Below are 14667 nucleotides of genomic sequence, written 5' to 3' on the forward strand. Positions count from 1 at the left end.
CTCAAGGTCCCGTCAATTGCAGGCCGAGATCGCCCGCGATGCGCCGCAGGATGCCCTGCGCCTTGGCGAAGTCCAGGCTGTCCACCGCGGCCGACAGGGCCTTCAGGGTGGGCGGGTCGACGCTGCCCGCCAGCGCCGGAGCCAGCGCCGCGAACTCCTCCGCCGCCGCGAAGTTGCTGTCGCGCAGCAGATGGCCGAAATGGTCGAGCATCGGTTCCAGCGCCACGCGGTCGAACGCCCCTTCGGCCCCCTCCGCCGCGCCGGAGGCCGCACCGGCCGGCGCACCCTCGTCCGGCCGGGCCAGCCGGGCGGCGGACTCCAGCACCGCGGCCATCTCCGCGCGCAGGACCGGCACTTGGCATTCCGCCGCCGGCGCGTCGCCGTGGTAGGCGGCGATCTGCACCGCGTCGGCGGCGCCGGACAGGCGCCGGGCGCCGATGTTGCCGGCAACGCTCTTCAGCTCGTGCCCCAGGGACTTGGCGCGCGGCAGGTCGCCGGCCGCCAGCGCGTCGGCGATGGCGTCGGGGGTCTTGCCGTAGGTCCGGGCGAAATCGCCGACGAAGCGGCGGAACAGGACCACGTCGTTGTCCAGCCGTTGCAGCGCGTCGTCCACGTCGATGCCCGGCAGGTCCGGCAGGTGGGGCGCGGCGCGGCGGGACCGCGGCTGGGTCGAGGGCTTGGCCACGGCCACCCGTCCGGGCGCGGCGGCCGGGCGCGGCCCCGGCACCGGAGACGGCACCGGTGACGGCCGCCCGATCCAGCGGTCGAGCACGGCGAAAAGCTCGTCCACGTCGATCGGCTTGGCGATGTGGTCGTCCATGCCGCCGTCCAGGCAGCGCTGCTTGTCGGTCGGCAGGGCGCTGGCGGTCATGGCGATGATGGGAAGGCCGTGCCCGGCGGCACCGGCGCGCAGCAGGCGCGTCGCCTCGAAGCCGTCCATCTCCGGCATCTGCACGTCCATCAGCACAAGGTCGAAGGGCGGGTCGGCCTCCTCCACGCGGGCGACGGCCTCGCGGCCGTTGCCGGCCACGGAGACGCGGGCGCCGGCGCGCTCCAGGATCTCGCGCGCCACCTCCTGGCTGATGCTGTTGTCCTCGACCAGCAGAAGGCGGCGCCCGGCCAGGGGGCGTCCGGTCCGGGCCCGCGGGGCGGGACCGGCGGGCGGTGCGTCGGCCAAATCAGCAACGCCCCCACCGGCGGCACCGTAGGCGTCGGTGACCGCGTCCAGCAGGGCGGAGGCGGTCACCGGCTTCACCAGCGCGCCGCCGAGTCCCAGCGTGTCCGACAGGGACCCGATCCGTTCGCGCCCGAAGGCGGACACGACGATGATCACCGGCGCCTTGACAAGCCCGTCCGCGCGGATGCGGCGCGTGGTTTCGATGCCGTCCAGGCCCGGCATCTTCCAGTCCATCAGCACGATGTCGTAGGGACGGCCGGCGGCGGTCGCCCGCTCCAGTTCGGCGATGGCCTCCTCGCCGGAGGTGCAGATCTCCGCCCGCCAGCCGAAGCTGGACACCAGCTCGCCCAGCACGGCGCGGGCGGTCGGGTTGTCGTCGACCACCAGCACCGACAGGCCGCGCGGCACCGGGCGGGCGCGGACCGGGCGTTCCGCCGGCAGGGAATCGCGCCCGAAGACGGCGGTGAAGTGGAAGTCGCTGCCCCGCCCCGGTTCGCTCTCCACGTCCATGGCGCCGCCCATCAGCGCGACCAGCCGCGTGCAGATGGCCAGCCCCAGGCCGGTGCCGCCGTAGCGCCGGGTGGTCGAGCTGTCGGCCTGGCTGAAGGCCTGGAACAGCCGCTCCCGCTGGGAGGCGTCGATGCCGATGCCGGTGTCGCGGATGGAGAAGGCCAGCACCGCCCGCCCGTCCGTCACCTCCACCGCGCGGACGGACACCACGACCTCGCCCGCCTCGGTGAACTTGATGGCGTTCCCGGCGAGGTTGATGAGCACCTGCTGGAGCCGCAGCGGGTCGCCGACGAGGTCCAGCGGCACCTCCGGCGCCACCGAGAACAGCACCTCGATGTCCTTGTCCTGGGCGGCGGCGCCGACGATCACGGCCAAATTCTGCAGCAGCTCGTCCAGGCGGAACTCGACCCGTTCCAGCTCCAGCTTTCCGGCCTCCACCTTGGAGAAGTCCAGGATGTCGTTCAGGATGCCGAGCAGCGACTGCGCCGAGACGCGGATCTTGTGCGCGTAGTCGCGCTGGCGGGCCGACAGCTCGGTCTGTTGCAGCAGGTGGACGAGCCCGAGGATCGCGTTCATCGGCGTGCGGATCTCGTGGCTCATGTTGGCCAGGAACTCGCTCTTGGCCCGGCTGGCCGCCTCGGCCACCGTCTTGGCCTGGAGCAGGGCCTCCTCCGCGCGCTTGCGCTCGGCGATCTCGTGGAAGACGACGACGGCGCCCTCCACCCGGTTGCCCTCCAGCATGGGGGAGGCGGCGAACTCCACCGGGAAATTGCTGCCGTCCTTGCGCCAGTAGATGTCCTCCATCCCGCGGCGCGATTCGCCTGTGCGCAGCACCTCGAACACGGGGCAGTCGATGGTCGGGGCCGGGGTGCCGTCGGCGCGCGTGTGGTGGATCAGCAGGTGCAGGCTGCGGCCCAGCATCTCCTCGTTCGTGTAGCCGGTCAACGCGCAGGCGGCCGGGTTGGCGAAGGTGATCCGCTCGTCGCGGTCGACTCCGCAGATGCCCTCCGACGCCGATTGCAGGATCAGGTTCAGCCGCCGGTTTGCCCCGGCGAAGGCGCGGTTGGCCTGCTCCAGGCTGCGCGCGGTGACGTCGAGGTCGGCGTTGGCCTCGGCCAGGCGCCGCCGCCCGACCTCCTCCCGCGCCAGGCTGCGCGCGGCCGCCAGGGCGAGCCCGGCGCTGGAGACGAGCGCCAGCAACACCAGCATCCCGCTGCGCACCGCGCGTTCCCGCCACTCCGCCAGCACCTCGTCCTTGGACGCGCCGACCAGGACCAGCAGCGGCAGGGACGGCACGCGCTGGTAGGAGACGACGCGCTCCACCCCGTCCAGGCCCGAGGCCGCGTCGAAGGTGCCGGACGGGGACTGCCGAATGCGGCCGACCAGCTCCGGGTTGTCGACCCGCCGGCCCGGCTCCACCTCCGGAAAGCGCACGAGCAGCGTGCCGTCCTCGCGGAACAGGGCGACCGCCCCCAGATGGCCGAGGTCAAGGCTTTCGAAGAAGGAGCGGAAATAGTCCATGTCCACGGCGACGTGGCTGACGCCCTGGAACTGGTCGGGCGTCCCGACGCGCCGGCTGACCGTGAAGGTGGCCTTGCCGGTCAGCTGGCCCTGGATCAGTTCCCCGATGTTGAAGTCGGCCCCGTCGCGGTGCGCCCGGAAATAGGACCGCCCGGCGCTGCTCTGCGGCGGTGCCGGGAACTGGCGGGTGCTGAGCAGCGCCGCCCCGTCCGCGTCGTGGATCCAGATGGAGGCGATTTCCGGCATGTCGTCGGCCATCGTCCGCATTTCCTGCCACAGGGCGCGGTCACGGCCGATGCCTTCCATTCCCCGCTGGCGCACGCGGTCGAGCACGCGCTGGAGGACGAGGTCGCTGGTGGCGACCGTCCGCCGCACATGCTCCTGCATCAGGCGGGCGGCGCTCTCGGTCTTCTCGCGGGCGTGGCGGATCGCCTCGTCGCGGTCGGCCAGGGTGACCGCCGCCCAGAACCCGATGGCGAACAGGGCGATCAGCCCGACGGTGGCCAGCAGCAACGGGCGCAGCCGCGAAGGCGGGGCCACGCAAGGCTCCGCCGCTGCCGGGATTGCATCATCCATTGCCGAAGTCCGTCAGATCCGCACCGCTGTTCGTCAGCTTCCGCACGCCAAAGGCGATGAAGACGCCGCCGGCGGAGAGTATGGAGGCCCCACCCCCGCAACCGCAAGTGACTTCGTCGCTTTGCAACGCCCTTCTTCGGTTTCCCTCGGCTCCCATCAGCCTCCGACCGCTTGCGGAGACGGCGGGGCAAGCGCAGGACGGAGCGCCGCCACGCCCGCGGCCGCGGAACCGGCGACTCGAACCGCCAGCGCCTCGGCCTCGTCCCGGCGGCCGGCGCGAATCGCGGTGTGCAGTTGCCGCGACAGCGCCGACAGCTCCGCCAGCCCGACGTTGGCGGCCAGCGAGATGAGCGCGTGCGCCTCGAAGGCGGCGCCGTCCGGATCGTCGGCCGGGCGCTCCAGCCGGGCGAGCCGCTCCGGCAGCTCCGCCAGGAAGCAGTCGACGAGGCGCGCCAGGGAGTCCTCCCCGATGTCGCGGCCCATGCGGCGGAGGTGGTCCAGGTCGAGGACCGCCGCCACCGGCGTTGGAGGGGGCGGACCTGGGTCGGCCGCGATCGGGACGGGGCACGCCGTCAGGCGACGGTCGTTGAGCCGCTGGTCGATGGCGTCCAGCAGGGCGGCGCGGTCGATGGGCTTGGCGACGTGCCCGTCCATGCCGGCGGCGACGCAGCGCGCGACCTCCGCCGGCAGGGCGCTGGCGCTCATCGCCAGGATGGGAACGCTTCCCTGCGGCGGGGGCAGCGCGCGGATCGCCGCGGTCGCGGCCAGCCCGTCCATCACGGGCATCTGCACGTCCATCAGGATGAGGTCGTAGCCGCCGCGCGATGCGGCCTCCACCGCCTCCCGCCCGTCGGCCGCCGTGTCCACCCGGTGGCCGACCGCGGCCAGCATGGAAACCGCCAGCTCGCGGTTCATCGGCAGATCCTCGGCCAGCAGGATCCGCGCCGGCCGGCGCGGCGCCCGCAGCTCCGGCGCGCAGGGGTTGGCGCGGTCGGCCGGCGGCGCCGCTTCCGGAAGGGTCAGGGTGAACCAGAAGGTGGAGCCGATGCCGGGACGGCTCCGCACCCCGACCTCCCCGCCCATCACCTCGACCAGCCGGCGGCTGATGGCGAGGCCGAGGCCGGTTCCCCCGCGCGAGCGGTCGATCTGGCTGAAGCGCTGGAACAGCTCGCCCTGCCGGTCCTCGGCGATGCCGATCCCGGTGTCCACGACGCTGACGGTCAGGCGCGCGCCGTCGGGGGTGTCCGCCGTCTTCACCACGCTGAGCGCGACGCTGCCATGCTCGGTGAACTTCACCGCGTTGCCCAGCAGGTTGAGGATCACCTGGCGCAGCCGGTCCGGATCGCCGCGCAGCCAGCCCGGCACGTCCGGCGCCACGGACACGTGCAGGGCCAGCCCCTTGCGCCCGGCGTCCGGGCGCAGCACCGCCTCGCAGCTGGCGACCAGGTCGCGCAGCGCGAAGTCGACGGCGTGCAGGTCGAGCCGCCCGGCCTCGATGCGGGAGAAGTCCAGCACGTCGTCGATCACCGTCAGCAGGAAGCGGCCGGCGTCGCGCACGTGGGTCGCCTGCCGGCGCTGCAGTGGCGACAGTTCGCCGTCGAGCAGGAGCTGCGTGAAGCCCAGGATGCCGTTCAGCGGGGTGCGCATCTCATGGCTCATGGCCGCCAGGAACTCCGCCTTGGCGCGGCTGGCCTGCTCCGCCTCGACCCGCGCCAGGATCAGCGCCTGCTCGTTGCGCTTGCTGTCCGTCACGTCGAGGATGATGCCGTCCCACACCACCTCTCCCGACTCGCGCCCCGACTCGCGGCGGTAGACGCGGCTGGTGGCGCGCAGCCAGCGCTCGCTTCCGTCGTCGGCGCGGACCACGCGGAACTCGTGGGTCCAGGGCTCCAGGGTCGTTGCGGACTGCATCACCGACGCCATCAGGCCCGGATAGTCGTCCGGGTGGACGCTGGCCTTCAGCACCGCGGCCGTGATCGGGTGGGCCTCCGGCACGCCGAAGACCTGGAAGACGCCGGGGCTGGCGTAGGGGTAGACGAGCCGCCCGTCGGTGGTCAGCACCCGCTGGTATACGCCGCCCGGCACGTTCGCGGCCGTGGCGGCGAAGCGCCGCTGGCTCTCCACCAGCGCCTGGGCGAGGTCCTGGCGCTGCCGCTCCTTGCGCAGCATGGTGCCGAGGATCAGCGTGCCGAGCAGGTTTCCAAGCAGCAGGGGCACCAGCACCGTCCGCAAGGCCTGCCGGCCGAGGTCATCCGGCAGCAGGACGAAGCTGGCGGGGGACGCCACCGCCACCGCGACGGCGAGCGCCAGCAGATGGCCGCTGCTGAATTCGCCCCGGCGCCGCGCGATGGCGTGGAAGGCAATGCCGATCAGCGCCGCCCCGCCCAGCGACGCCACGCCGGCGACGGCGCCGGCCCCGCCCATCCACCAGCGGAAACCGCCGGCGGCCAGCGCCGCCACCACGCCCCCGGCGGGACCGGCGAAGGGACCGGCCAGCGCCACGATGACGTTGCGCCCGTCGACCAGCACCCCGGGGGCGACGCGGATCGGGTCGAGCATGCCGAGGATCGCCGCCCCGCCGAACAGCAGGCCGAGCAGGGCCTGCGCCAGCGGCGACGTCGGCGAGGCGGCGCGCGCGCGGACCTGCAGGAAGGCCATGACGACCACGGCGAACAGGCCGATGTTCTGCGCCAGGCCGAGCAGGAATTCGGTCGTCAGCATGTCCATCCCGGGTACGGCGGGGCCGCCGCTCCTTGATTTCCGGCACTCTGATGCCTGGCACTTTGCTGTCCGGCACCGGGCCGTTTGCATCGTGCGACGCATTTTCGCATTTGCGGACGGCGCCTTCCCGGATGCCCGGAGCCGCCGCCCCGGACGTCCGGGGCGACCCCGCCCCCGCCCCCACCACTGTTGCAAGCGCCGCGCCGCCCGGAAGAGCGGATGGAGCACCGGCGGGGTCCGACCGGTCGGGGTGCCCCGATCGCGCGCCGCATCGTCGGAAAGGCCGGGATACCCCGCACAGCGGGCAGGGCGCCCCCGCAACAGCGGGGGAGCGGCGTCCCATGACCGGGGTACTCCGGAATTCTGGCGTGGCAAAAGGGCCTGAAATCCCGTTGCGAAGACGGGATGCCGGCGGTACCGCGCCGGCGTCGTCCAACGATGCGCCCTCCTCCGCGGGGGCTCGACGGGAGAAGGACATGCAGCACGCCGTTGCCGGGGGTCCACGACTGTCCGTGGTGGTCCCCTGCTACAACGAAGCCGATGGAGTCGGCGAACTGCACCGCCGCGTCAGCGCGGCCTGCCGCGCCGAGGTGGGGTCGGACTATGAGCTGGTGCTGGTGGACGACGGGTCGCGGGACGACACCTGGGGCCGCATCGCCGCGCTGGTGCGCGACGATCCCGCGGTCACCGGGGTGCGCCTGTCGCGCAACCATGGGCACCAGCTGGCGCTGACCGCCGGCCTGCACGTGTGCCGGGGCGAGCGCATCCTGATCATCGACGCCGACCTCCAGGACCCGCCGGAGCTTCTGGGCACGATGATGGCGCGCATGGACGCCGGGGCCGACGTGGTCTACGGCACGCGCACGGCGCGCGACGGCGAGACCTGGTTCAAGAAGGGCACCGCGGCGCTGTTCTACCGGGTGCTCGACCGGCTGGTGGACATCGAGATCCCGAAAGACACCGGCGATTTCCGCCTGATGAGCCGCCGCGCCCTGGAAGTGCTGAACGCCATGCCGGAGCAGCACCGCTTCATCCGCGGCATGGTCAGCTGGATCGGCCTGAAGCAGGAACCCCTGCCCTACGACCGCCAGGCCCGCGTGACCGGCACGACCAAGTACCCGCTCAGCAAGATGATCCGTTTCGCGGTGGACGCGATCACCAGCTTCTCCATCAAGCCGCTGCGCGCCGCCTCCTACATCGGCTTCTTCTTCGCGGTCTGCGCGGTGCTGGCGCTGGGCTACGCCCTGTTCAGCTGGGCGCAGCACGAGACCGTGCCCGGCTGGACCAGCGTCATGGTCGTGACGCTCGTGCTGGGCAGCACGCAGCTGCTGATCCTGGGCGTGCTGGGCGAGTATCTCGGCCGGCTCTACATGGAGACCAAGCACCGGCCGCTCTACATCGTGGAGAGCGTCGCCCGCCATCCGGACCTCGTGGGCGCTGCCGTTCCTGGCGCCGCTGCGCCGCCGGTGCCGGCCGGAATCAATGCGGGAAACGACATCGGCACCGGGATGGCCGCGGCGGCCGGCGCCTTCTCGCGCATCGAAGCGCGCGGATGAGCGGCCCGGCGCGGCGCAGCCTCCGCGACCTCTGGGCGGCCGTGCCCTGGACGGCGGTCCGCTTCGCGCTGGTGGGCCTGCTGAACACCGGCGTCGACTTCGCGGTGTTCCTGGCGCTGATGGCGGTGCCCGGCACGCCGGTGCTGCTGGCCAACGCCTGCGGCTATGGCGTCGGCGTCCTGTCGAGCTTCCTGCTGAACCGGAGCTGGACCTTCCGCGTCCGGCGCGACGAGGCGCCGCTGGCGCGGCGCCTGCCGGTGTTCCTGGCCTTCAACCTGGTCGGCCTGGCGCTGTCGAGCCTCGTGGTCGGGCTGCTCGTCCCGGCCGTCCACCCGCTGGCCGCCAAGGTCGCCGCCACGGTGGCGACCTTCGCCTGGAACTACTGGTCGAGCCGGCGCTTCGTCTTCACCACGCCGGCGTCCACCACGCCCGCCGCCTGAAAAGGATGGGTCCGGAACATCCGGCCGGAACGCCCGGGGGGATTACCTCCGGGCGCGCGTCGTTGCGCATTGCGGCGACACGGCGTCTTGACCGCCGCGCCGCATACCCCAATCTATGATGAGGCGGCGCCGATCCCCTTCGGGCCGTCACGCCAGCCGGGCGCCGGAGACGGGCCCTTATGTGCAACTCGCTCGCCTCTCGAGGAGGATGCGCCGTGACCACACGCCTTTCGCTCTTCAACAGTCCGCTGCTCCTGGGATTCGACCAGTTCGAGCGCACGCTTGACCGCATCGCCAAGAATTCCGCGGAGGGATACCCGCCCTACAACATCGAGCAGATCGGGGACGAAGGGCTGCGCATCACCCTTGCCGTGGCCGGCTTCACCTCCGAAGACCTGTCCGTCCAGATCGAGGACAACCAGCTCGTCATCCGCGGCCGCCAGACCGACGACCGGTCGCGCATCTACCTGCACCGGGGCATTGCCGCGCGGCAGTTCCAGCGCAGCTTCGTCCTGGCGGAGGGGATCGAGGTGGTCGGCGCCTCGCTCGACAACGGGTTGCTCAACATCGACCTGAAGCGCCCGATGCCGGAACCGAAGGTCCGCACCATCAAGATCGAGCAGCCGAGCCAGTCGGCCAGCGGCACGGCGGGACCGCAGACCATCGACGTCGCGCCGGATCGCTCCGAGGGATAGCCCCGCTCCCACGGCTCACCGCATCCATTTCCGTCCGACTCGTCCGAAGGGACAGCATCATGAATTCGCCGAGCAGCACCAAGGCCGCCACCCTGCATGAGGCGGCCACCATCCTCCGTCACCTGTCGCCGCAGGACTTCGCGGCCTTCGGCGTCGACCACGTCGCCTATGTCCGTCCCGTGGAGGTGGAGGGCGCGCCCGCCTTCTCCGTCCACGCCGCCGACGGCACGCCGCTGACCGTCCTGCCGGAGCGCGACGTGGCCTTCGCCACCATCCGCCAGAACGACATGGAGCCCCTCAGCGTCCATTGACCTGCGTCCATTGACGCCGTGACGCCCACCGGGAAGGGCCGGTCCGCCGACGCGGGCCGGCCCTTTTTGCGTCCGGAGGCGTACGGCGTGACATCGGCACCATGGCCGACCGGCGGCCTTGCCTATCCGGCGAAAGAATTTATCTTGAGGGTGAAAAAGAGGTACCTTTTTCGGGCGGGCTGCTTCTGGGAGACGACAGTTGGATGACGGTCAGGGCGCGGCCGGACAGGGGATGGACGAGGATGCGGCGGAGGCCACCCCCAAGTCTCGCGGCGACGCGGCCAAGCGCAAGGCGTGGGAGGACGAGGCGCGTGATTCCCTGCACATCATGCCGCTGTCCACCATCCCGCTGGAAACGCCCGGCCTTCAGCACGCCCGCCTGATCAAGAACGTCCGCCTGCAGACCGTCGTGGAGATGTTCCACGACGTGCAGACCGGCAGCGGCCAGATCGCGCCGCGCAACGTCGCCGTCTATTTCGAATCCTACAAGGACGAGGTGGAACGCGACCTGGTCAAGATCGAGAAGATCGCCGCCGCGTCCAGCTTCGACGTCTACACCTCGCGCATCGAGCTGCGCCGGCTGAACATCGACGTCAACAACGTCCAGTCGCTGACCCTGTCCGACAAGAAGAAGAAGGAACTGACCAACTACATGCGCGTCTTCACGCGCCCGCTGGTCGAGCATGTCTACGGGTCGGTGGATATGCAGGTGCAGGACGTCACCGACATCATCGCCATGTTCGCCAACCCCAACCGGGAGGAGGCGCTGCGCAACCTGCGCATGATGGCCGACCGGCTGGACATCGAGCTTCACGAGATCCCGAAGTTCCTGGAGGAGTACGGCGACGTCTTCCTGTCGCTGGCCTATTTCAAGAAATGCCTGGACGACATCGTCCCGGAGATCCAGAAGTTCCTGTCCTGGATGGGCGAGATCCGCAACTCCATCGAGGTCAAGCGCGACGCCCGGCAGATGCGCATGCTGGACGAGATCTCCCGCGACCTGACGGACATCTCCACCTCCATCACCGGGCGGTTCGAAAGCTTCGACAACCGGTCCAAGGACTTCTGGCGCGATATCAACGCCGAAACCTTCCATTCCATCCGGGAGCTGATCGCCTCGCACCACGTCACCATCGGCGGCGTGCTCTGCGGGCTGGCGGTGAAGATGGACCTGTGGAAGGCGCGCTTCGCCCGCGGCGGCGGCGGCCCGAACCGGCGCATGGAGTTCGTGAAGTCGGAAATCCTGCCCGGCCTGTCCCACATCAAGACCCTGGAACAGTCCGCCCGCACCAGCGCCGTATGAGGACAGGACCCGTGCCGAGCTTCGACCATGTGAACATCAGCGTGCGCGACCTGGACCGCGCCATCCGCTTCTACGGCGAGACCTTCGGCCTGACGCTGATGCTGCGCCAGACGCTGTCCGGCGACTGGTTCGACGCCATCCGCGGCACTGAGGGGGCCGTGGCCGACTGCGCCATCCTGGTCGACGCGGAGCACGGCCTGCGCATCGAGATGCTGTGCTTCCCGCAGCCACAGCCCGGCCCGGGCGGGATGGACGATGCCGATATGGACAAGGTGGGCATCGGGCATTTCGCCATCACCGTGGACGACATCGACGCAGTGCGGGAGCGCGCCATCCGCGCCGGCGCCACGCCCGTGGGCGCCGTGGTGGAGGTCCCCCGCTCCATCCTGCCGAAGGGCAAGCGCATGTGCTACCTGCGCGACCCCGACGGCATCCTGCTGGAACTGGCCCAGCGGATCAGTCCGTGAGCGTGATGGTGGTGGCCGCAACGGCCGCCCCATCCACCGTCACGGCCAGCGCGTCGAAGGCGGGCGGACCGAAGAGTCCGGCTTTCGCGTCGCGGCTGAAGCCGTAGGGCTCCGTTGGAAGTCCCAGCATGGTCTTGCCGAACGTCGAGTCGCCGTTCAGGTCCTGGAAAGCCGCCAGACCGTAGCGTCCCGGCGCCAGCCCGGTGAACATGACCGCCACCTCCGGCCCCGACGGATCGACGATTTGCCCGGCGAAACGGCAGTCCGCCGCGTAGGCCCCGGCGCTTTCGTACAAGGCCACCCACAGCTTGCCCTGTTGGGGCTTGACGTTCCGGACGGTTGCGCGAAGCTCCCCCGCGTCGGCGCCCGCCGCCGCAAAGAACGACGCCAGGACCATCGCGGCCGGCGCCATCGGTCGCCGGGCCCTTCGAAACGGGAATGTCCAACTTGCGGTCTTCATGCTCGCCTTCGGAGTCGCGGTTCGGTTGGTGCGTCGCCTTCCAATGCCGGATGGTGACGGCCGCGCGCCACCGCCGCTTCGGGGCTGGCGGGGGCCACATTCGTGGAATGCAGGGCCATGCTGTTCACGATGCGTGAAGCGCCGGGGCCGGACGGACCGGACTCCCTCCAATCCGGCCGGCCTTCCCTCCCCTTCCGGTCCCGGATGCTGCGCCAGCGCCTGCCGGTGTTCCTGGCGACGGTGGCCGTGCTGACCGTCCTCGGTCCCTTCGGGACGTTCCGCGAACTGACGCTGGCGGAACGGCTGGCCTATTGGGGCGGGCTGATCGGCTTCGGCTCCCTCGCCTTCGAACTGCTGACCCACGCTGCCCTCCGCCTGCTGAAGGACCGGGCCAAGGCATGGCGGTCCATGCTGGCCGGCGTGGCCGCGGGGACCGTCCTCCTGGTGACCCTGGTCGTCGCCCTGCTGGAATGGTCGGTGCGTGGCCACGACTTCCTGCACCCGCTGGGTCTGGCGGAGTTGATGGTCTACGTCACCGTCGTCACCGCGCTCGCCTCCGCCGCCCCGCTGTGGCTGGAGCTGCACGGCCGGGGCCTGCTCGCGCCATCCGCCCCAGCAGCGGCCACCCCGCCGCCGCACACCCCGATGGCGCCCCAAGCGTCGCCCCAAATGTCGCCCCAAGCGTCGCCCCGGTCTGAGCCCGCCTTCTTCGCCCGGCTTCCGGCGAAGCTCGGCCGTGACCTGCTGGCGCTGGAGATGGAGGACCATTACGTGCGCGTCCACACGGCGGAGGGGAGCGACCTGATCCTGATGCGCCTGCGCGACGCGATCGCCGAACTGTCCGGGCTGGACGGCCGGCAGGTGCACCGCTCCTACTGGGTTGCGGCGGCGGCCGTCAGCGGCGTGGAGCGCAAGCCCGACGGCAAGCTGACGCTGGTGCTGCGCAACGAGCTGCGCGTCCCGGTCAGCCGCAGCTACGCCGCGAACGTGCGGGCGGCCGGCTGGGCGGAAAAGACCGGCGGCTGACGCCCGCCGGCAATCAAACGTTGAACAACCGGATTTCCGCCGGCACGCCCGTACCTGCTTGGCACGCCTATGTATCAAGCCGGAATTGACATTGTTTGTTGCCGCGTTGATGCTTGGGATTGAGACAACTTTGACGTTTTCTTGACCGTCGGGATTTGTGGATGGTGACTGGTATCGCCCAGAGACTGAGTCGCCATGGCTCCAGCATCGCGTTCCGAGTCGTGGCGGTCGGCATGGCGTTGGTCATCGTCGGCGCCTTCGTGCGGATTGTCTTCCTGTCCTCCTTCTTCAAGGACAAGGTCGAGGAACTGTCGGCCGCGCACCAGTTGTCCATCGCCACCTACGTCGCGCACGACATCGACGAGAAGTTCAAGGCGCGGCTGGACCTGCTGCAACGCTCCGTTGCCGCCCTGCCCCACGGCCTTCTGTCCGACCCGGCCGGCCTGACGGCGTGGCTGGCCGAACGACAGGACGCGTCGGCGCTGTTTTCCAAGGGCATGGCGGTGCTGCCGCTGGACGGCAAGGGGGTGATCGCGGAATACCCGCCGCTGCCCGGCCGCAGCGGCGTCGACAACTCCGCCAAGGACTGGTTCCTGGCCGCCCGCGACGGCCGGACGCCGGCCATCGGCCGCCCGGCGCGCAGCGTGCTGAGCGGGGAGCCGGTGATCATCATGGCCACTCCGGTGCCCGGACCCGACGGAGCCCCGGCCGCCGTGCTGGCGGGGGTCACCGCGCTGATGGCGCCGGGCTTCCTCAACCTCGTCCAGGAGAACCGGATCGGCCGCACCGGCGGGTTCCTGCTGGTGTCGCCGCGCGACAAGCTGTTCGTCGCCGCCAACAAACCCGACATGGTGCTGTCCAGCACGCCGCCGGCGGGCGTGAACCCGCTGCACGACCGGGCGATGGCGGGGTACCGGGGCACCGGCATCACCGTCAACGCCGCCGGGGAGGAGGAGCTGTCGGCCATCGCCTCGGTCCCCACGCCGGGGTGGTTCATCGTCGCCCGCCTGCCGACGACGGAGGCCTTCCGGTCGGTCGAGGACGTCCGGCACCTGGTCGCGGCGGTCAGCGCGGTCACGCTGGTCGTCATGACGGTGCTGGTGACCCTGATCATCCGCTTCATCCTCCGCCCCCTCAGCGAGGCGGCGCGGCGCATGCACCTGATGGCCGACGGCGCGATCCCGCTCGCCCCGCTGCCCATCCGGCGCCAGGACGAGGTCGGCGAGCTGGCGCTGGGCTTCAACTACCTGCTGGGCAAGCTGCGCGAGCAGGAGGCCGCCCTGCGGGAGAGCGAGGCGCGCATGGCGCACATCGCCCACCACGACGCCCTGACCGGCCTGCCCAACCGCGCGATGTTCCAGGAGCTGCTGCGCCAGGCGATCGCGCGGGCCGACCGCAACGGCCGCCCGTTCGCCCTGCTCTACATCGACCTGAACGGCTTCAAGCCGATCAACGACACGCTCGGCCACGGCGCCGGCGACGAGGTGCTGCGCCAGGTGGCGCGCCGCCTGACCGGCGTGCTGCGCAGCGCCGACACCGTCGCCCGCATCGGCGGCGACGAGTTCGCCATCCTGCTGATGGAGCAGGAGGACGCCCGCATCGCCAGCGAGCTGGTCGCCCGCAAATGCGGCGACGCCGTCTCCGCCCCCATGGAGGTGGAGGGGACCTGCGTGACGGTCGGCCTGTCGGTCGGCATCGCCCTCTACCCCGAAGACGGCCTGACCGCCCGCGACCTGCTGACCCACGCCGACCAAGCGATGTACGCGGTCAAGCGGTCGACGGGAGCGCTGGCGCGGGTGTGAGCGCGCGGGGCCACCCCCAAGCCCGCCTTCCTTTCTTCGCCTGCATTCCGGTAGAACTTGGCCGCGACCTGCTGGCCCTGGGGTGAAGGACTTATTTGACGA

The 14667-nt window shown here is 71.0% G+C and carries 11 protein-coding genes; 8 read left to right on the forward strand and 3 right to left on the reverse strand.

Annotated features, from left to right (window positions below; translation table 11 throughout):
* Position 1: 1 nt before the first annotated feature.
* Both J2851_RS26865 and J2851_RS26870 read right to left on the reverse strand, forming a co-directional pair.
* Positions 2-3748: a response regulator gene (locus J2851_RS26865; RefSeq protein ID WP_307420516.1), complete on the reverse strand. Its 3747-nt coding sequence runs from the start codon at positions 3746-3748 to the stop codon at positions 2-4.
* Between the two features lie 192 nt (positions 3749-3940).
* Positions 3941-6505 carry a hybrid sensor histidine kinase/response regulator gene (locus J2851_RS26870; RefSeq protein WP_209770165.1) on the reverse strand — a complete coding sequence of 855 codons (2565 nt, stop codon included), beginning with the start codon at positions 6503-6505 and terminating at the stop codon, positions 3941-3943.
* 476 nt (positions 6506-6981) lie between these two features.
* On the opposite strand from J2851_RS26870, the gene J2851_RS26875 reads away from it, so the two are divergent.
* The 6 genes from J2851_RS26875 (at position 6982) to J2851_RS26900 (ending at position 11277) form a co-directional block, all read left to right on the forward strand.
* Positions 6982-8061, forward strand: a complete 1080-nt coding sequence (locus J2851_RS26875) for a glycosyltransferase family 2 protein (protein ID WP_209770167.1) — start codon at positions 6982-6984, stop codon at positions 8059-8061.
* Positions 8058-8501 (forward strand): GtrA family protein, encoded by a 444-nt coding sequence (locus J2851_RS26880; protein WP_209770169.1) that lies wholly within the window; start codon positions 8058-8060, stop codon positions 8499-8501. The genes J2851_RS26875 and J2851_RS26880 overlap by 4 nt, the downstream gene beginning before the upstream one ends.
* A 215-nt stretch (positions 8502-8716) precedes the next feature.
* A complete protein-coding gene (locus tag J2851_RS26885; protein ID WP_209770171.1) occupies positions 8717-9196 on the forward strand; it encodes an Hsp20 family protein in 480 nt (159 codons plus the stop codon).
* Between the two features lie 59 nt (positions 9197-9255).
* Positions 9256-9507 (forward strand): DUF1150 family protein, encoded by a 252-nt coding sequence (locus tag J2851_RS26890; RefSeq protein ID WP_209770173.1) that lies wholly within the window; start codon positions 9256-9258, stop codon positions 9505-9507.
* A 232-nt stretch (positions 9508-9739) separates the two neighbouring features.
* Positions 9740-10810: a hypothetical protein gene (locus J2851_RS26895; protein ID WP_209770303.1), complete on the forward strand. Its 1071-nt coding sequence runs from the start codon at positions 9740-9742 to the stop codon at positions 10808-10810.
* 11 nt (positions 10811-10821) lie between these two features.
* Positions 10822-11277 (forward strand): VOC family protein, encoded by a 456-nt coding sequence (locus tag J2851_RS26900; protein ID WP_209770175.1) that lies wholly within the window; start codon positions 10822-10824, stop codon positions 11275-11277.
* Here J2851_RS26900 and J2851_RS26905 read toward each other — a convergent pair.
* Complete coding sequence (locus J2851_RS26905) at positions 11267-11737, reverse strand: DUF2141 domain-containing protein (RefSeq protein WP_209770177.1); 471 nt, start codon at positions 11735-11737, stop codon at positions 11267-11269. The genes J2851_RS26900 and J2851_RS26905 overlap by 11 nt on opposite strands.
* Before the next feature lie 117 nt (positions 11738-11854).
* On the opposite strand from J2851_RS26905, the gene J2851_RS26910 reads away from it, so the two are divergent.
* Together J2851_RS26910 and J2851_RS26915 are read left to right on the forward strand one after the other, a co-directional pair.
* Positions 11855-12763, forward strand: a complete 909-nt coding sequence (locus tag J2851_RS26910) for a LytTR family DNA-binding domain-containing protein (protein WP_246500956.1) — start codon at positions 11855-11857, stop codon at positions 12761-12763.
* A gap of 161 nt (positions 12764-12924) precedes the next feature.
* On the forward strand, positions 12925-14565 hold the full coding sequence (locus J2851_RS26915; RefSeq protein WP_209770179.1) for a diguanylate cyclase domain-containing protein: 1641 nt from the start codon (positions 12925-12927) through the stop codon (positions 14563-14565).
* The last annotated feature ends 102 nt before the right edge of the window (positions 14566-14667 follow it).

This window comes from Azospirillum rugosum, assembly GCF_017876155.1.
Taxonomy (GTDB): Bacteria; Pseudomonadota; Alphaproteobacteria; order Azospirillales; family Azospirillaceae; genus Azospirillum; species Azospirillum rugosum.